The organism is Klebsiella sp. BIGb0132 (assembly GCF_024810075.1).
Classification (GTDB): domain Bacteria; phylum Pseudomonadota; class Gammaproteobacteria; order Enterobacterales; family Enterobacteriaceae; genus Klebsiella; species Klebsiella terrigena.
Map to the genome: position 1 here is coordinate 68471 of NZ_JANUDW010000011.1, position 17516 is coordinate 85986.

At 56.7% G+C, this 17516-nt stretch carries 14 protein-coding genes; 5 read left to right on the forward strand and 9 right to left on the reverse strand.

Annotation, left to right across the window (positions count from 1 at the left end):
• Window positions 1–177: 177 nt before the first annotated feature.
• On the forward strand, window positions 178–753 hold the full coding sequence (gene pagP / locus M2416_RS23035) for a lipid IV(A) palmitoyltransferase PagP (RefSeq protein ID WP_076945593.1): 576 nt from the start codon (window positions 178–180) through the stop codon (window positions 751–753).
• 27 nt (window positions 754–780) lie between these two features.
• On the opposite strand, the gene M2416_RS23040 is transcribed toward pagP, so the two are convergent.
• Genes M2416_RS23040 through M2416_RS23050 form a run of 3 tightly spaced genes read right to left on the reverse strand, consistent with a single transcriptional unit; the run spans window position 781 to window position 5890 of the window.
• A complete protein-coding gene (locus tag M2416_RS23040) occupies window positions 781–1746 on the reverse strand; it encodes an acyltransferase (RefSeq protein WP_041146314.1) in 966 nt (321 codons plus the stop codon).
• Window positions 1743–4805 carry an efflux RND transporter permease subunit gene (locus tag M2416_RS23045; protein WP_259227027.1) on the reverse strand — a complete coding sequence of 1021 codons (3063 nt, stop codon included), beginning with the start codon at window positions 4803–4805 and terminating at the stop codon, window positions 1743–1745. Before M2416_RS23045 ends, M2416_RS23040 begins: the two co-directional genes overlap by 4 nt.
• Window positions 4805–5890: an efflux RND transporter periplasmic adaptor subunit gene (locus tag M2416_RS23050; protein WP_076945590.1), complete on the reverse strand. Its 1086-nt coding sequence runs from the start codon at window positions 5888–5890 to the stop codon at window positions 4805–4807. Before M2416_RS23050 ends, M2416_RS23045 begins: the two co-directional genes overlap by 1 nt.
• Window positions 5891–6422: 532 nt before the next feature.
• Here M2416_RS23050 and M2416_RS23055 point away from each other — a divergent pair.
• From M2416_RS23055 to M2416_RS23070, 4 genes are all read left to right on the forward strand, one after another.
• Window positions 6423–6854 carry a universal stress protein gene (locus M2416_RS23055; RefSeq protein WP_076945589.1) on the forward strand — a complete coding sequence of 144 codons (432 nt, stop codon included), beginning with the start codon at window positions 6423–6425 and terminating at the stop codon, window positions 6852–6854.
• Between the two features lie 50 nt (window positions 6855–6904).
• Complete coding sequence (locus M2416_RS23060; RefSeq protein WP_259227030.1) at window positions 6905–9592, forward strand: cation-transporting P-type ATPase; 2688 nt, start codon at window positions 6905–6907, stop codon at window positions 9590–9592.
• Window positions 9593–9871: 279 nt separating this feature from the next.
• Window positions 9872–10225: a type II toxin-antitoxin system RelE/ParE family toxin gene (locus M2416_RS23065; protein WP_076945587.1), complete on the forward strand. Its 354-nt coding sequence runs from the start codon at window positions 9872–9874 to the stop codon at window positions 10223–10225.
• A gap of 4 nt (window positions 10226–10229) precedes the next feature.
• Entirely contained in the window at window positions 10230–10532 is a 303-nt protein-coding gene (locus M2416_RS23070; protein WP_076945586.1) for a helix-turn-helix domain-containing protein, read from the forward strand.
• 240 nt (window positions 10533–10772) lie between these two features.
• Here M2416_RS23070 and fabF read toward each other — a convergent pair whose 3' ends face one another.
• The 6 genes from fabF to M2416_RS23100 all read right to left on the reverse strand — a co-directional run bounded on the left by fabF (window position 10773) and on the right by M2416_RS23100 (window position 17195).
• Entirely contained in the window at window positions 10773–12047 is a 1275-nt protein-coding gene (gene fabF / locus M2416_RS23075) for a beta-ketoacyl-ACP synthase II (protein WP_259227031.1), read from the reverse strand.
• Window positions 12048–12066: 19 nt separating this feature from the next.
• On the reverse strand, window positions 12067–13629 hold the full coding sequence (locus M2416_RS23080; protein WP_259227032.1) for a DHA2 family efflux MFS transporter permease subunit: 1563 nt from the start codon (window positions 13627–13629) through the stop codon (window positions 12067–12069).
• On the reverse strand, window positions 13626–14669 hold the full coding sequence (locus tag M2416_RS23085) for an HlyD family secretion protein (RefSeq protein ID WP_259227034.1): 1044 nt from the start codon (window positions 14667–14669) through the stop codon (window positions 13626–13628). The genes M2416_RS23080 and M2416_RS23085 overlap by 4 nt, the downstream gene beginning before the upstream one ends.
• The gene (locus M2416_RS23090; protein ID WP_041146304.1) at window positions 14653–15210 is read right to left on the reverse strand and encodes a winged helix-turn-helix transcriptional regulator; all 558 of its coding nucleotides are present in this window, start codon (window positions 15208–15210) and stop codon (window positions 14653–14655) included. Before M2416_RS23090 ends, M2416_RS23085 begins: the two co-directional genes overlap by 17 nt.
• Before the next feature lie 344 nt (window positions 15211–15554).
• Window positions 15555–16301: an NADPH-dependent F420 reductase gene (locus tag M2416_RS23095; RefSeq protein ID WP_259227037.1), complete on the reverse strand. Its 747-nt coding sequence runs from the start codon at window positions 16299–16301 to the stop codon at window positions 15555–15557.
• A 180-nt stretch (window positions 16302–16481) separates the two neighbouring features.
• Window positions 16482–17195: a 4'-phosphopantetheinyl transferase family protein gene (locus M2416_RS23100; protein WP_076945580.1), complete on the reverse strand. Its 714-nt coding sequence runs from the start codon at window positions 17193–17195 to the stop codon at window positions 16482–16484.
• Window positions 17196–17516 lie beyond the last annotated feature (321 nt).

The following is a 17516-nucleotide window of genomic DNA, read 5'->3' on the forward strand; positions in this document are numbered from 1 at the left end:
TCCCCGCTGCCGCGAAATGATACGCTTTGCCGCTATTGGCAACCGCCCTGCCGGTTGTTATATATACTGATCATAAGGGGCGCGTATCACCGGTAAAATGCCGCCACGATATTTGCAAAGCGCGGTTATTATTCTCAGACTGAATACTCAGTGGACATTATCTATAAGGAAAAGCCTATGCCACGTTGTCGGCTGATAGTATTGGCAGCCCTGGTTATTTTTGCCTCTGCGGCGCGGGCTGAAAAGGGCGTTTACGGCGAGCAGCGCATCAGCGGCTGGTGGGACTGGTTAAAAAATGATGTTTCGCAAACCTGGAATGAGCCGCAAAACTATGACCTGTATCTGCCGTTTCTTAGCTGGCACAACCGCTTAACCTACGATAAAGAGAAAACGGATAACTACAACGAGATGCCCTGGGGCGGCGGCTTCGGCTTCTCTCGCTACCACGATGACGGCGACTGGAGCTCGCTGTACGCCATGATGTTTAAGGATTCGCATAACGAGTGGCAGCCCATCATCGGCTACGGCTGGGAGAAGGGCTGGTATCTGGATAGCGCCCGCGATTTCCGCCTTGGGCTCGGGGTGACCGCCGGAATTACCGCGCGCGATGATTTCGCTAATTACGTGCCGCTACCGATTATCCTGCCGCTGTTTTCCGCAAGTTATCAGCGGCTTAGCGTGCAGTTTACCTATATTCCCGGCACCTATAATAACGGTAACGTCCTTTTTGCCTGGCTGCGCTATGGTTTTTAAACCCGGCGCCAGGCCGGGTCGGAAGGCTTAAAGGGTGATCACCTTTTTAGCGACCGGGTTTGATAACACCAGCATTGAAATCAATACCGAGGCGACAAACGTCAGGGCAATCAGCATTAATTTTGTGCTCAGCGAACCGATCGGGATAAGGGAGCTCAGGAGATGAAAAACTGAGTAGTGGAGGATATAGACCCCGGTCATCGTTTTGCTGATTGCCGCCAGAATACTCTCCTTAAACTCGCTGTTTTTACGAAAACGAACGCCGTTAGCCGCAATAACCAGCGCCACCACCAGAATATAAATTTGCGAACCGGTGAGCAGGAACGCATTTCTGTCGGCCTTAAACAGGGCGAAAAAGAAATGGCGTTCGTAAAACCAGGTGAAAAGATAAATAAACGGTATGGCACACATCGCGGCTTTTACCACTTTATCGCGAGTCAGCCAGCGCACGACCATTGGATCGTTAAACAGCTGGCCGGTTAAATAGAACAACAGCCAGGTCCACAGGCGATACTGCGGCGCCAGGCTTAGCACATGAACGTCGGGATAGAGTGCCGCCAGCAGATCGTAGCCGTAGGAGAACAGCAGCAGGGCAAACACCGCGCTAAAAAAGATCCTTCTGCGCAGGCTTAGCCACTCGATCAGCGGGTGGAAGGTATAGATCACAATAAAGGTAAAGACAAACCACGGCTGAATCAGATAGCCGCGCTGGTAGGGCTCAAAGAGGTAGTAAATCGTCATCCAGAAAAGGAAGACGATCACCACGCTTTTAATTTTGCCCATCTGCCAGCGCTCGCCGTGCCGGGACTGGGCGTCGAGATAGCCCGCCACCACAAAAAATAGCGGGGTGGCGATGGTCGATACAAACGTCAGAAAGCCGAGGATCCAGTGATAATCATAATCATACAGATCCCAGGTGTTATAGATGGTAAAGAACGTTACCGCCGTCATGCATCCCAGCGTTTTAATAATATTTAACCCGGTGGTGTTCATTGTGCTTGCTGCATATCCTTAGGGTGGAAACAGGCGTAAATAACCGGAAGAACCAGTAGCGTCAGGATGGTCGCAAAACCCAGTCCAAACATGATAACAACCGCCATGCTCTGGAAGAAGATGTCCAGCAGCAGCGGCGCCAGCCCGAGCACGGTGGTGAAGGCCGTGAGCAGTATAGGGCGTAAGCGCGAGGTTGCGGCATAGATAATTGCCTGGTGCTGCGGTTTTTCCTGTTTCTGCTGTTCAATCTCTTCCACCAGCACGATGCCGTTGCGGATAAGCATTCCGCTCAGGCTGAGTAAACCGATCAGCGCCATAAAGCCGAAAGGTATGCCGGTAATTAAAAAGCCCGGGGTCACGCCGATAAGCGCCAGCGGCACGGTCAGCCAGATGGCAACCGCATTTTTCAGCGAGCTGAACATCAGCACGGTGATGACAAACATCACCAGATAGCCTAGCGGTAGGGTGGTGAAGAGCCCCTGCTGCGCTTCGCTGGAGTTCTCTGCATCGCCTCCCCACTCAATGCTGTAGCCGTGCGGCAGGCTGATCGCGTTAATCTGCGGCTGCACCCGCGCCAGAATATCCCCCGAGGTTTGGTTGCTCAGAGGGTCGGGGTCGGTCATCACCGTCAGTACGCGGCTGCGGTCGCGGCGCAGAATCAACGGATCTTCCCATTCAAGGGTAAAGTCGCTGACCACGTTGCTCAGCGGGATGTACTGCTGCCGGCTCTGGCTCAACACCAGCACGTTGTTGAGATGGTTAGCATCCTGACGTTCGGCGGCCGGCGGACGGACCACCACCGGCAGCAGATCGGCGCCTTCGCGGTACAGCCCGACGCGGCTGCCGGTGAAGTTCATCTGCAGCGCGCTGTCGATATCCTGTTTATCTACCCCCAGCTCGCGCCCGAGGGTGGTCGAGTACTGCGGTCGGATGGTTTTACTGCGGTTCTGCCAGTCGTTACGCACGCTGCCGGCGGCCGGGTCCGCGGAGAGGATGGTGCTCACCTGGCTGGCTATCAGCCGTAATCTGTCGGGATCGGGGCCTTTGATCCGCACCTCGATCGCGCTGTCGCCAGACGGGCCGAACATCACCCGCTTGCTGCTGGCGTTGACCTGCGGATAGTTGCGCGCAATATAGGCGTCAACGTGGCGCGTCAGGGCGTCGATGCTGCGCCGATCGTCCATGCGAACCATAATCTGCGCATAGTTGCTGTACTGCCGCTGGCCGCTGTAGGTGAGGATAAAGCGCATGCTGCCCTGACCGACGGTAGCCACGGTGGTGACGACGCCGGGCTGGCCGTTAATCGTCGTTTCGATATCGCTGGTCATTTTTTCGGTTGCCGCAATATCGGTACCGTAGGGCAGCCACAGGTCAACGAAGAAGATCGGCGTGTTTGATGAAGGGAAAAAGTTCTGCCGCACCGAACCGAATCCCCAGATAGCGCCCCCTAGCAGCGCCGCCATCAGCACGAGGGTGATGGTTTTGCGCATCAGCAGGGCGTTAAGGATCTGCTGATAGCTGCGGTAAAAGCGCCCGCGGTAGGGATCGGCCTCGGCGGCCGGCGCCGGGGACGCTGCGCCTTTAAACAGCCACCATTTGATCAGCACCGGGGTGATGGTCAGCGCCGAGAACCAGCTGAGCATCAGGGAAATTAACAGCACCTGGAACAGCGATTTACAGTATTCCCCCGTCGAGTCCTGCGACAGACCGATAGGCGCGAAGGCGAGGATCGCAATCACGGTCGCCCCCAGCAGGGGCAGGGCGGATCGGCGGATAACGTAGTTAACGGCGGTCAGCAGCGTCGATCCCTGCTGGCGGGCAATCAGCACCCCTTCGACGATGACGATGGCGTTATCGACCAGCATGCTGAGGGCGATAATCAGCGCGCCCAGCGAAATCCGCTGCAGCTCAATGCCCCACAGATACATAATCAGCAGCGTACCCAGCACGTTAAGCGCCAGCGAGAAAGCGATAATAATGCCGCTGCGCACGCCCATGAAGATCAGCAGCACGCCGACGACAATGGCCAGCGCCATCAGGAAGTTGGTGATAAATCCGCTCACCGAGTGGCCGACTTCGGCCGCCTGATCGTAGAACAGATCGATTTTGATCCCGGCGGGTTTTTCCGCCGACATTTGCTCAAGCCTCGCCTCCAGCGCGTGGCCAACGTCGATGACGTTGACGCCGGGGATGAACGACACGCCCATCGTCACCGCCTGGCGACCGTTGGCGTGGTAGATGCTGGAGGGCGATTCGCTCAGCCCGCGCGAGAGGGTGGCAATATCCCGCAGCCGGGTCGTTGCCCCGGTGCCGTGGGGGTTGATGGGCAGATCGCCCAGCTCGTCGATATTCTCAAATTCCCCGGTCGGATGCAGGCGAATGGACTCGCTGCCGGATTTAATCTCCCCGGCGCTGGAAACGACGTTCAGGCGGCTGAGAATGGCGGAAAGCTGGTTCAGCGTAATGCCGCGGGCCGCCATTTTGGGCAGCGAGATATCAATATTAATTTGCTGCGGGATCGCGCCGCCGATGGCGACCTTGCCGACGCCGGGTACCAGCACCAGCTCCCGGCGCAGCTGCTCGGCATAGCGAACCAGCTCCGGATTGGTAAAGCTGTCGCCGGAAATGGCAAAGAAAAAGCCAAACACGTCGCCGAAATCATCGTTGACGAAGGGGGCAACCACGCCGGGCGGGAAGAGCCGGGCCGCGTCTCCTACCCGGCGCCGCAGCTCGTCCCATATCTGCGGCAGCTCGCTGGAGTGATAGTTCGAGGCGATGTTGACGGTAATCTGCGACAGCCCGTTGGAGGAGATGGAGCTGACGTTATCCAGGTAGGGCAGTTGCTGCAGGGCATTTTCCAGCGGCAGTGTGACCTCCTCCTCAACCTGCTGGGCGGAAGCGCCAGGATAGTGGGTAATGACCACGGCGGTTTTAATCGTAAACGCCGGATCTTCCAGACGGCCGATATTGAGCAGGGCGAAAATACCGCCCATGCCGAGCAGCAGAATGGTCAGCCAGACGCGGACGGGATTATTGATAAACTGGCGGGATATATCCATTAAAGGCCTCGTTCACGCGTCCAGATTCGAACCGGCTGCTGCGCATGCAGTTCGCTTACGCCAGCGGCCACTACGCGCTCGCCGGCGCTGAGCCCGTCGGTAATGACCACCCCCTGGGTTGTCACCTGCCCGACGCTCACTTTGCGATCCTCAAGATGCAGCTGCTCGCCATCGCCTTTAATCACCCACACGTGCGGCTCGTTGCGCTGATGACTATCGGGATTGAAGACCGCCTCAACCGGCACCACCAGCGCCTCGCGGCCGGCGTTGGCGGGGAGGTTTGCCAGGTTAACCGTCACGGTTCCGCTAACGCCGCCTACCGTTGGGAAATCGGCCGGGCGCGGCATGGTCAGGATCACCTGCCAGGTGAGGCTGCTATTGTCGCTGCTGCCGGAATGCTCTTTGTACTGCGCGGTGAACTGGCGGTCCGGCAGGGAGTTGATTCTGACGATCGGGCGATACTGGGCGTTGCGAATATCAAAGGCGCTAAACAGGTTTTCCGGGATGCTAAAGACCACGTCGAGCAGATCGGTGCGCGTCAGGGTTACCACGGTTTGCCCGGCGGCGACGACCTGATGATTGCGCACCGGCACGCTGGCCGCTACCCCGCTAAAGGGCGCGCTGAGCGTCATCTGGCCGAGCTCTTCGCGGGCAATTTTCAGCGCGGCGTTAGCCGAGTCGCGGCTGGCGCGCTGAACGTCCATTTCCGCTTTCGAAATAGCCTGACGGCCGGCGAGGGTCTGGAAGCGATCGAACTGCCGCTGCGCAAGCGTGGCGGCGGTTTGTCGTTCATTGACGCGCTGCTGGGCTTCGCGCGCGTTGAGCCGGGCGAGGACCTGCCCTTGCGTAACGTTTGCGCCCTGGCGAACGTCGAGCGATTCAACCTGGCCGCCGCGTTTAAAGGACAGCTCCGTGGAGTCCCCGGACTCGATGCGCGCGGGGAAAATACGCTGCTGTGAATCACCCACCGCGGTCACCTCAGCGGCTTTCACCATCCGCGGCAGCGGCGTAACCTGCGGCGCTTTCTGGTCGCAAGCTGTTGTTATTAAAATAACAACAGGAATGAGAGAAAAATAACGGTTCACTGTATTCCCCTCAGAGCTAAAAGATTTATTTTAAATGTTAGTGACAAACGTCGAACTTATTCAGCCAGGGCAGAGACGACGACATAGGTGAATAATCCCGTAGCCGTACAGGCAATTATTGCCAGGGCAATAAACAGGCTCAGGCGAAACAGGCTATAGCCAAACATCGTTCCTCCTTTAGTACTGGTTATAGAGTAAGTAAAGTCTTATCTACCTAATTCTTGAGTGGTTTTCAGAAGCGACAGGGCCCCTGATAATGAGCATAGTCGCAGAAAAGCGGAAATGTTAAAAAGAGTAAAAATTGCCCTTATGTCGACGGTTTAGGGTGGTTTGCAGATGAATTGTCTGAGGGCGGCTATCTCCGTGATATTTTTCAATATATTAATTGGTGGCTTAAAAATGTTAACAGTCCTGTGCTACGTTTAATCATACCGACTTCTATGCCAGTTTTTGTTGCTGAGATTTTTCCTCAACGCGTCTCGTTGAGGAGCTATTCGCGATCTATTCTATTGGTAATAAAAGGATTGTCTGTATGTATAAAAATATTCTGGTCCCGGTTGATGTCTTTGAAATCGGCCTTGCCGACAAAGCGCTATCCCACGCACAGTTCCTCGCACAAAGCTCTGCCGGGAAAATTCACCTGGTGCACGTAAATCCTCTCTTTTCCCCGGCGCTGACGCGGGGATTTATTTCCGATGCGCGGAAAATGGAGGACTACCTCGTTAAAAATTCTCAGGAAAAACTTGCTGAGCTCGTCAAAAAGTCGGGTCTGGCGGAAGGTGCCGTTGAGATTCACGTTCGCAGCGGCAACGTGCGTGACGAAGTCACGAAGCTGGCCGACGAGCTGCGGGCGGATGTGGTGATCATTGGCTCGCGCAACCCCAATATTCAGACCCATTTGCTGGGTTCCGAGGCGGCCAGTATCGTTCGTTATGCTCACGTTCCGGTTTTTGTTGTGCGTTAAGGGCGGCCTGATGCTGTTCTGATTTCCGTTACAGGAGTGAGGAGATAACTATGAGTACAGACAAACCGGGCGGCCCGTTCTACAAGCTCTCCGTCGATGAAACCCTGTCCAGCACCAACAGCTCCCCCGAGGGGATTAGCAGCGCGGAAGCGGCATCGCGACTCCAGCAATTCGGCGAGAACGCGTTACCGCAAAAGCCGGGCAAACCCGCCTGGCTGCGCTTCCTGGCCCACTTCAACGATGTTCTGATTTACGTCCTGCTAGCGGCGGCGCTGCTGACCGCGGTCATGGGCCACTGGGTCGATACCCTGGTGATTCTGGGCGTCGCGGTGATCAATGCCCTGATTGGCCATATTCAGGAAAGTAACGCCGAAAAATCGCTGCAGAGCATTCGCAATATGCTGTCCAGCGAAGCGGTGGTGATCCGCCAGGGGAACCATGAAACGATTCCGACCACCGCGCTGGTGCCGGGCGATATTGTGGTGATCCGCGCGGGCGACCGTATTCCTGCCGACCTGCGGGTTATCGAAGCCCACAATCTGCGCGTGGAGGAGGCGATTCTCACCGGTGAATCAACGGTGGTTGAGAAAAGCACCGAGGCGCTGAGCGGCGAGCTTCCTCTCGGCGACCGCACGAACCTGCTGTTCTCGGGGACCACGGTGAGCTCCGGCGGCGGTAAAGGCCTGGTGGTGGCGACCGGCGGTGATACCGAGCTGGGCCATATCAACCAGATGATGGCGGATATTGAAAAGCACCGCACGCCGCTGCTGGTGCAGATGGACAAGCTCGGGAAAGCCATTTTTATCATCATTCTGGTGATGATGGCCGCGCTGTTTGTCTTCAGCCTGCTGTTCCGCGATATGCCGGTTTCGGAGCTGATGCTCTCGCTGATTAGCCTCGCGGTGGCGTCGGTGCCGGAAGGGCTGCCGGCGATCATCTCGATTATTCTCTCTCTGGGCGTGCAGACCATGGCCCGGCAGAAGGCGATTATCCGCAAGCTGCCGACCGTTGAGACCCTGGGTGCGATGACGGTGATTTGCTCGGATAAAACCGGGACGCTGACCATGAACGAGATGACGGTCAAAGCCGTCATTACCGCGGATACCATTTATCGGGTCGAAGGGGATAGCTATGAACCGGTCGGTAATATCCATCCGGTAGATGATTCCGGGCCGGTGGTGGTGGCGCCGGGTACGCTGCTTGAGCGCTATCTGCGGACCATTGATTTATGTAACGACAGCCAGCTCATCAAGGATGAAAGCGGATTATGGAAAATTACCGGCGGCCCGACGGAAGGGGCGCTGAAGGTGCTGGCGGCGAAGGTCGCGCTGCCGGCGGTGGCAACCGAGCTGCGGAGCAAAATTCCCTTCGACTCGCAGTATAAATATATGTCGACGCTCTACCGCATCGGCGACGAGGAGATGATCTTAATTACCGGCGCCCCGGACGTGCTGTTCCGGCTCTGCCAGCAGCAGCAGACCGATAGCGGCCTGCAGCCTCTCGATCAGCCGTACTGGGAGGCAAAAATTGAAGAGTACGCGCGGGAAGGGCTGCGCATGGTGGCGGCGGCGTGGAAGCCTGCGGCCAGCGGTCAGACCGAGCTGACCCACCAGGATTTGCAGGAGGGGGTCATTCTCCTCGGTATTGCCGGGATGATGGATCCGCCGCGTCCGGAAGCCATTACGGCGATCGGCGACTGCCTGCAGGCGGGGATCCGCGTGAAGATGATCACCGGCGATCACCCGCAAACGGCGATGAGCATTGGGCAGATGCTGGGCATCGGCAACGCCGGCACGGCCATTACCGGGCGCGAGCTTGAGGTAATGGACGACCAGCAGCTCAGCGAAGCCGCGCAGAAGTTTGATATTTTCGCCCGTACCAGCCCGGAGGATAAGTTCCGCCTGGTGCAGGCGCTGCAGAGTAAAAAAGAGGTGGTCGGGATGACCGGCGACGGGGTGAACGATGCGCCGGCGCTGAAGCAGGCCGACGTTGGCATCGCCATGGGCATCAAGGGTACCGAAGTGACCAAGGAAGCGGCCGATATGGTGCTTACCGATGATAACTTCGCCACCATCGCCAGCGCGGTCAGGGAAGGGCGGCGGGTGTACGATAACCTGAAGAAAACCATCCTCTTTATTATGCCGACTAACCTGGCGCAGGGGCTGTTGATTATTATTGCCCTGCTGGCGGGGAATTTAATTCCGCTGACTCCGGTGCTGATCCTGTGGATGAACATGGCGACCTCGGCCACGCTGTCGTTTGGCCTGGCGTTTGAGGCCGGCGAAAAGAACATCATGAAGCGTCCGCCGCGCGATCCTAAGCTGCACGTTATGGACGGTTTCGCTATCTGGAGGGTCATTTTCGTCGGCTCGATGATCGCCGTGAGCGCCTTCGTACTGGAAGCCTGGCTCCAGCCGCGCGGCTACTCGCCGGAGTTCATTCGTACCGTCCTGCTGCAAACGCTGGTCACCGCTCAGTGGTTCTATATGCTCAACTGTCGCGTCGCCGACGGTTTCTCTCTGAGCAAAGGATTACTGGCCAACAGAGGCATCTGGATCGTCAGCGGCGTTCTGCTGGTACTGCAGCTGCTGATCATCTACGCGCCGTTTATGCAGATGCTGTTTGGTACCGCCGCGCTGCCGTTCCGCTACTGGGTGATCACCTTTATCATCGGATTTGTGATGTTCCTGATTGTCGAAATCGAAAAACCGTTAACCCGGAAATGGCGTACGTCCTGACGGGCGGAAAGCAGGGTTAAAAACGCACCTTCCAACTTAAGGGGGCAGGCCGTCCGGTCGCTCCCTTCTCAATCAGAGCGGGTATCCTCCCCGCTGGCAAACGTGCTTATGCGGCCCGCGTCGCAAGGCGACGATCGGTTTTCATCTTATTCAATCAATGACTGGAATATGCCTTCCTTTTGCTGGCAAAAGGGTATGCGTTGCGTCCGGCCAGGCGTCATTATCTTCACTATTGCTTTGCATCTATATAGTTTGCGATCTATATTGTGAGGAGGTCCCGTGTGGATAATTAAGACGACGGATCGGTTTGACGGCTGGTTTAGCGCGCTTTGCGCAACCGATCGGGCATGTGTACTGGCATTGCTACTGGTTCTGCGGGAAAGAGGGCCGGGCTTGTCCAGACCTTATGCCGATACGCTCAAAGGCTCATGCTACGGCAACATGAAAGAGCTGCGCGTTCAGAGTCGGGGCGATCCCATCCGGGTGTTTTTCGCCTTCGACCCATTCCGGACCGGCATCCTGCTCTGCGCGGGTCACAAGGTCGGTAATGAAAAACGCTTCTATGAGCAGACGATCCCAATTGCCGACCGGGAATTCACAGATTATTTGAATACGTTAGATGATAAGGAGTAATGCAATGGGCAGAACGCTCGAACAGCTTCTTGCGGATGAGAAACCGGAGGTGGTGGCCGACGCGCAGACAATGGCGACGGACATCCTGCTCAACATCCATCTTGCCGAACTGCGTGAAAAGGTGCAGAAAACGCAGGTAGAAATGGCGCAGGCCCTGGGCATCCGGCAACCTACCGTCGCCAGCATGGAAAAGCAGGGGCGCGATTTGAAACTCTCCACCCTTAAGCGTTACGTTGAGGCGGCAGGCGGTAAACTGCGTCTCGATGTGGAGCTGCCTGACGGCTCTCACTTCGGCTTTGCTCTGTAAAGACCGGCTAGCGCCAGGCCCGGTGCAGCAGGCTCTGGCTCACCAGGCTGTGCATCTGGCCGCTGAAGTGCAGGAAGATTAATCCACAACTGGAGCCGCGATGTAAACGATGGGTTATGCCTCACTTAAACGCGGGGAAAACGTAAGCATCGACAAGCGAAATTAAGCCGTGAGTATCAATGCGTGTTTTGCTCTGGCGGAAGTCCCCCGCCGGCTTTTGCCAGAGGGGGAACTGAACAATTATTCCCAGCGTTTCAGCAGCAGGCTGGCGTTGACGCCGCCAAAGCCAAAACCGTTCGACAGCGCATAACGCATCTTCTGCGGGCGGGCCGCCAGCGCCACCAGGTTCAGGCCTTCCGCGTCTTCATCGGGGTGATGCAGGTTCAACGTCGGCGGCACCATCTGGTCACGCAACGCCTGAATGGTGAAGATAGCCTCAATCCCGCCGGCCGCGCCTAACAGATGGCCGGTTGCTGATTTCGTCGACGTAACGGCGACGGGATGCGTGCCAAACAGGTTTTTAATCGCCGCCAGTTCGCCTTTGTCGCCTACCTGAGTCGAGGTGGCGTGGGCGTTGATATGGTCAATCTCCTCTGCTGTGACCCCCGCCTGACGAATGGCAGTTTCCATGGCCCGACGTGCGCCGTTACCGTCTTCCGGGCCAGCGGTCAGGTGATAGGCATCTGCGCTGGTGCCGTAGCCGACCAGCTCTGCCAGCGGCGTGGCGCCGCGCGCCAGCGCGTGCTCCAGCGACTCAATCACGATAAGCCCGGCGCCTTCTCCCATCACAAAACCATCGCGGTCGCGGTCAAAGGGGCGGGAAGCCGCTTCCGGCTGGTCATTGGATGCGCTGGAGAGCGCCCTTGCTGCGGCAAATCCGGCAAGGCTAACGCGATGAATCGCCGCTTCTGCGCCGCCGCAGAGAGCGATATCCGCCTCGCCGCTGCGGATCATCCGTGCAGCATCACCAATGGCCTGAGCGCCTGCCGCGCAGGCGGTTACCGGCGCGCCGATGGGGCCACGGAAACCGTGGGCGATAGACACATGCCCGGCGGCCAGGTTGGCAAGAAAAGAGGGGATAGTGAACGGAGACAGGCGACGCGGCCCGCGCTCATCCGTCGTATGTACCGCATTGGCGATTTCGCTGAACCCGCCGATCCCGGTGGCGATGACCGTTGCGGTGCGATCTTGTTCTGCCGCTGATGCAGGCGACCACCCGGCCTGCGTCAGCGCTTCACGCGCGGCGACCAGCGCAAACTCGATAAAGCGATCCATCTTTTTGCGCTCCTTGGCCGGGATGGTTGCCAGCGGATCGAAGCCGTGCAACGGATCGCGTTCAATGGACGGAACCTGTCCGGCCACTTTGCAGGGAATATCTTCGACCATCTGCTCGCTAAGCTTTGTAATACCTGACTTCCCTGCCAGCAGTGACTGCCAGACGTGCTGTACGCCGCAGCCCAGAGGGCTGACAATCCCCATCCCGGTCACGACAATGCGTTTAGCTGAAACGCCCATAATAAACTCTCCTGTAATATCAGTGTGCCGGCGGCTTTTTCATCAACGGAACCAGCAGCGCGGCAATCAAAAAACCGATCATGATGAGGTAAAAAGCATCAGAAAATGCCTGTGTTCGCGCCTCCCGCAGCGTCAGAGCGGAAAGATTCTTCAGCGCCGCCGTATGAGCGGCATCCGGCGAGATCCCCTGAGTGACAAGGTTTGCCGCGCTGCGCTGCACAAAATCGCTCATGGCCAGGTTGGCGTTATTCAGACGATCCGCCAGGCGGCTGTAATGCAAATTGGTCCTGTCGTTAAGCACCGTTCCGCACAGGGCGATGCCGATGGCGCCGCCGAGGTTGCGCATTAAATTAAACAGCCCGGAGGCCAGCTTAAGGCGCGCGGGAGGCAGGCTGCCCAGCGTCAGGGTCACGGTAGGCGCGACGGCAAACTGCTGCGCCAGTCCGCGAAAAGCCTGTGGTAACAGCAGTTGGTCCGCGCCCCAGTCGTGGGTTATCGGGACAAAGCTGTACATCGAAATCGCAAAGCCGATCAGCCCGGCCATAAGCAGCCAGCGCAGATCGACGCGGTTGGCGAGCCACGAATAAAACGGGATCGACATGACCTGGAACAGGCCGGTGGAAAATACCGCCAGGCCAATCTCCAGCGCGCTGAAACCGCGCACGCTGCCGAGGTACAGCGGTGTTAAATAGATGGTGGCGAAGATGCCGACGCCGGCCATAAACGAGAAATAGCAGCCGAGGCTGAAGGTTCGGTCCTGCAGGGCCCGGAGATCCATGACCGGCTGCGGATGACGCAGGGTGCGGACAATAAACGCCACGCCGCACAGCAGGGCGACCCAGGCGGTCATCGTCAAAGTCGCGTCGTCAAACCAGCCCCAGCGCGGGCCTTCTTCCAGGGTATATTCCAGGCAGCCGAGCGATAGCGCCAGCAGCAGAATACTGAGGTAGTCTGCACCGCGCAGCAGCGAGAGGTCGGCGGTATCCACTTTCACCAGCAGCGGTACGGCAACCGCGATGTAAATCCCCGGAATAACGTTGATAAAAAACAGCCAGTGCCAGTTGAAGTTTTCGGTGATCCAGCCGCCCACCGTCGGGCCAAGCGTGGGGGCCAGGGAGGCCAGGCCGCCGATCGTCGCGGCGGCAATGACCCGCTGTTTGCCCTGGAAAAAGGTGAAGGCGGTGGTGAAAACCAACGGGATCATCGACCCGCCAGCCAGTCCCTGCAGGGCACGGAAGGCGATCATACTCTGGATGTTCCACGCCCAGCCGCACAGCAGGCTCATCAGCGTGAAGCCCGCCGCGGAAGCGGCAAACAGCCAGCGCGTTGACATGACCCGTGCCAGCCAGCCGGAAAGCGGGATAATAATGATCTCGGCGATCAGGTAGCTGGTTTGTACCCAGACGGTTTCATCGTCGCCCGCCGACAGGCCGCCGCCGATATCCCGCAGCGAGGCAGACACGATCTGGATATCGATAAGCGCGATAAACATCCCCACGCACATGCTGGCGAAAGCGAAGATCTTCTTCGCCATCGGCATCGACAGACCATGCGGGGCGGACAACGCCTGAGTGGTGCTCATCGGCGGCTCTTTTCGTTCACTGTGACGATCGCCGATAGCCCCGGGCGCAGTACGTCAAGTTTTGCCCCTTCTCCTTCCAGCGCAATGCGGACCGGCACGCGCTGAACGATTTTAGTGAAATTCCCCGTCGCGTTCTCTGCAGGAAGAATGCTGAAGCGTGAGCCGGTCGCCGGCGCCAGGCTGACAACATGGCCCTTAAAGGTATGGTTCGGCAGTACATCGGCCACGATGGTCACCGGTTGGCCGGGACGCATATGCGCCAACTGGTTTTCCTTGAAGTTGGCGTCAATCCACAGGCCGTGCGCGGGAACCAGGGAAAGCAGCTGCGTGCCGCTGCTGACGAACGAACCGGACCACGCGCGTCGGTTGCCAATCACCCCATCGAACGGCGCGCGAATTTCGGTATAGCTGAGATTCAGCCTGGCCATCTCGAGGCTAGCCTGGGCCTGCGCCAGGGCGGCCAGAGTTTGTTGTTGGCGGGCATCCAGCACCGCTAGCTGGCGTTCAGCCGCGGTTTTATCCGCTTTTGCTTTGTCCTGCTCGGCGTGCGCCCGGCGGTAATCGGCGGAGGCGTTATCGCGAATTTGTGCGGCAATTGCGCTCGACGCGGCCAGGGCGTTATAGCGCCGGTTGTCGTTAGCCAATTTTTCGGCCGCCGCCGTGGCGGCCTGTAACGAGGCCGCAGAGCCGGCAATCATCGCCTGTTGTAGCTGCCGGGTGGCAATGATATCGGCCAGCGCGGCCTGCTGCGCCGCCACTTCTCCGGCGGCTTTTGCCAGTGCGGCGCGATAATCGCGGTCGTCAATGCGAATCAGCAGGTCGCCTTTTCTCACCGCCATATTGTCCTGCACCGCTAGCTGCTGGATATAGCCGGAGATTTTGCTGGAGATGGCGCTAATGTCACCGCCAACATAGGCATCATCGGTCGTCTGCATAAAGCGCCCGGTATGCCACCAGTAAGCGCCGTAGCTCGCTGCCGCCAGTGAGGCGACGCCGACCGCCGCCAGGATGAGGGCTCTTTTCCTACTGGCCGGATTCATTGCTGGCATCTCTGTAGGATTCGGGTTGGAACTTTTGCCCGCTATCGCCCTCGCGTTTGCGTAGCAGATATTCGTGACGGTATTTCATCATCGGCGAGGCTGCGGGTCCCGGCACCATGATGTATTTACCCGGGATAATCTCTTCGCCGGTCGCTTTATCGACCATGATCGGCTCTACGCGCCGCTGGGTTTCACTTTCCACCAACTGCATCTGACGGCCCTCGGGTGCGAAGTGACGGTTTCCCCATTCCGCCAGCGCCAGCAGTACCATGCGAAAATCGCGGCCGCTTGGCGTGAGGTGGTATTCATAGCGCGGCGGTGTGCTGCTGTAGCAAATCTTCTCCAGCAGTCCGTCGTCTACCAGCGCCTTCAGGCGGCGCGAAAGAATATTGGGCGCGACGTTGCTGCTTTTCTGGAACTCGTCAAAGCGGGTAAAGCCCGCGAAGGCGTCGCGCAGGATCATTATGCTCCAGCTGTCACCGATGCGGCCAAGGCTGCGGGCGATGGGGCAGGGAGCGAGGCAAAGCGGTTCATTTTTCATCGGCTGGCCTGGATGGATTGGTGGCTTTCGGGAGCAAATTGCCATAGTAACTATCAAAATGCAAGTTACTTGAAAACGATCTCTCAGCTAATTCATGGCGCAGGCGCTAAGGTAGAGAGGAGATACACCTTAACGGGGTGACCATACGGTTTAGCGGCAGGAACAGGCTTATTATCAGCGGGGTATGGATTTCGAGGATTAAGTTAATGATCAGACGCCAACGCAAACCAAAAGCATCCCTGGAACGGATTTGTTAATCCGGCATCTGACCATCGATTTTTCTAAAAAGAGATATTTTGCCGTTACTCTGAAAGGCACGGTTTTCTTAATCGCCGGCAGCCATGTTATACAGGCCAGTTGAGAGCTCGATTGTTATCAATGATATTTTCATGAGTCGGTGCCTCCCCCAGCTTACCGAAACTGGCATAAAGTGAAGGCAGACGGGCCAGACCTTCTCCCTTTTTCGCCAGAGGGAAAGCACGCAGCATGGTGGCAGCCTCCCAGTCGCAGCAATAGGAAGGTGTGCACGGCTGCTGACGCCATGATTCAGCGGCAGACCCGGAAAAAACGGGGTCAAAGCCGGTATCGTTAACCAGCGACATAGTGACCTGTACTGCGGCTGGATGATCTCCTGCTACTGCAATCGCCAGGCGACCGCGGCTCCCCTCAGGCAGTCCCAGTCCTGCCAGAGAGTCGGCGAGTATATTGTTAAAGGCTTTGATAACTGAATGCCCAATCTGCTCCTGAACCCATTCGCTTTCCGTCTGACCTTCATCCAGCGCAGCAATCTGCGGATCGCGTAGGCCTGGATAATAGTTGCTCGTGTCAATTACAGGGACATGTGGAGGTAAACCCGAGAAAAGCTCATCAGGCAGACTACTCAGCGCCGGGAGTGGAATTGACAGAATAATGGCATCCACGTCAGTAACTACACCATGTATGTCCGCAGGCACTGCGTTAATTTCACGGGCAAATTCCCTTACAGCGTCTAAACCGCGTGAATTCGCCACTTTTACCTCATGGCCAGCTTCGCTTAACTTACGTGCAAGCGTACCGCCAATATTGCCTGTACCAATTATGCCGATTTTCATATTTAACGCCTGAAGTTGAATGTAATAGGGGATACACTAATTGTAAGTATCCCGGCAAAACGAACCATTCATTTTTAGCGATCTTTTGTCATAGTCCTCAGTTTTATTGCTGAAATAAGAATTTTATTATCAACATCTCTCATCGGTATTAAATCGGTTGAGACGATAATAATGACATGGTTAGTAAATAACGGTAATGACTTTGTCTGTATCGAGCTGATAATAACCGGTGCACTGGAATCCAGCTGGAAGCGCGGACGTCAGGGCGTGCGTCAGCTGGATACTGAAGGTTTGATTGCGCGTGTTTATATCGGTAATGATCGCGCTGTCAAAACCGAAAACTTTTCTCACCTGGGGATATAACGCCTTATAGAGGCTCTCTTTTGCCGAAAACGCGATGTGTAATGCCGTGTTATAATCTATTTCACTTTTCGCCAGGCGTTTTTGCTCACTTTCTTGAGCGATCGTTTCGGCTATTTCGTCCAGCGCTTCGGGGTTAAAATTCTCAATATCAATACCGAGCACGTATCCTTTATTTTGCGGGGCGATAACCGCTATCGCACAGCGTTCTGTATGAGAAATAGAACCAAGCCATCCCTCTGGCCATATGGGCGCCCCTTCCGCTGATTGGGCGACCTGCGCATAAATTTGCCTTTCGCTTAATAGCGTTTGCGCGGCAAGACGCCCGCAAAGATATTCGCAGCGACGCTTTGCTACCGCGGCGAAGAGCTTTTCTGGAAACGGAATCGAATGCTCCGTGAATAGCTCATCGCGATAGTTGCTTGTTTGAAACGCTATCTCACAAACACCTATTGAGGGTTGGTGAATAAGATGGCCGGTTTTATGTGAGCGAATGAATTTGCCATCAGGTAGCTTTTTTGTAAACACAAACATGATTGAAATGAGACCATGGTTGAAGCTGGGGACATATTCTATTCAGGCTATACGGAGCAGCGTGTTTTAGCAATTTTATTGTGATTTTAGATATCAGGCGTCGGCTGGGGAAAATCAGCCTGTTTGCCAGGCAGGGCATTTGTCGGGGATACGACGAACACTTATCCACGTCATTGAAATGGATATCTGCCTGCAGCGCTGAGCGGGACGGTTTTGAATTTCACAATTTTTCTGAGTGAAGAGCACATATTCGGTGATGTTATTTGGCCCTTCGCATATTCAAATGTCTTAAGGCATAACTTATAACGCATGACGGCGGAC

What these genes read in the sequence shown, in the direction of transcription:
- pagP (WP_076945593.1), top strand. Translation starts at nt 178, where the DNA reads ATGCCACGTTGTCGGCTGATAGTATTGGCAGCCCTGGTTATTTTTGCC.
- M2416_RS23040 (WP_041146314.1), bottom strand. Translation starts at nt 1,746, where the DNA reads ATGAACACCACCGGGTTAAATATTATTAAAACGCTGGGATGCATGACG.
- M2416_RS23045 (WP_259227027.1), bottom strand. Translation starts at nt 4,805, where the DNA reads ATGGATATATCCCGCCAGTTTATCAATAATCCCGTCCGCGTCTGGCTG.
- M2416_RS23055 (WP_076945589.1), top strand. Translation starts at nt 6,423, where the DNA reads ATGTATAAAAATATTCTGGTCCCGGTTGATGTCTTTGAAATCGGCCTT.
- M2416_RS23060 (WP_259227030.1), top strand. Translation starts at nt 6,905, where the DNA reads ATGAGTACAGACAAACCGGGCGGCCCGTTCTACAAGCTCTCCGTCGAT.
- M2416_RS23070 (WP_076945586.1), top strand. Translation starts at nt 10,230, where the DNA reads ATGGGCAGAACGCTCGAACAGCTTCTTGCGGATGAGAAACCGGAGGTG.
- fabF (WP_259227031.1), bottom strand. Translation starts at nt 12,047, where the DNA reads ATGGGCGTTTCAGCTAAACGCATTGTCGTGACCGGGATGGGGATTGTC.
- M2416_RS23080 (WP_259227032.1), bottom strand. Translation starts at nt 13,629, where the DNA reads ATGAGCACCACTCAGGCGTTGTCCGCCCCGCATGGTCTGTCGATGCCG.
- M2416_RS23085 (WP_259227034.1), bottom strand. Translation starts at nt 14,669, where the DNA reads ATGAATCCGGCCAGTAGGAAAAGAGCCCTCATCCTGGCGGCGGTCGGC.
- M2416_RS23090 (WP_041146304.1), bottom strand. Translation starts at nt 15,210, where the DNA reads ATGAAAAATGAACCGCTTTGCCTCGCTCCCTGCCCCATCGCCCGCAGC.
- M2416_RS23095 (WP_259227037.1), bottom strand. Translation starts at nt 16,301, where the DNA reads ATGAAAATCGGCATAATTGGTACAGGCAATATTGGCGGTACGCTTGCA.
- M2416_RS23100 (WP_076945580.1), bottom strand. Translation starts at nt 17,195, where the DNA reads ATGTTTGTGTTTACAAAAAAGCTACCTGATGGCAAATTCATTCGCTCA.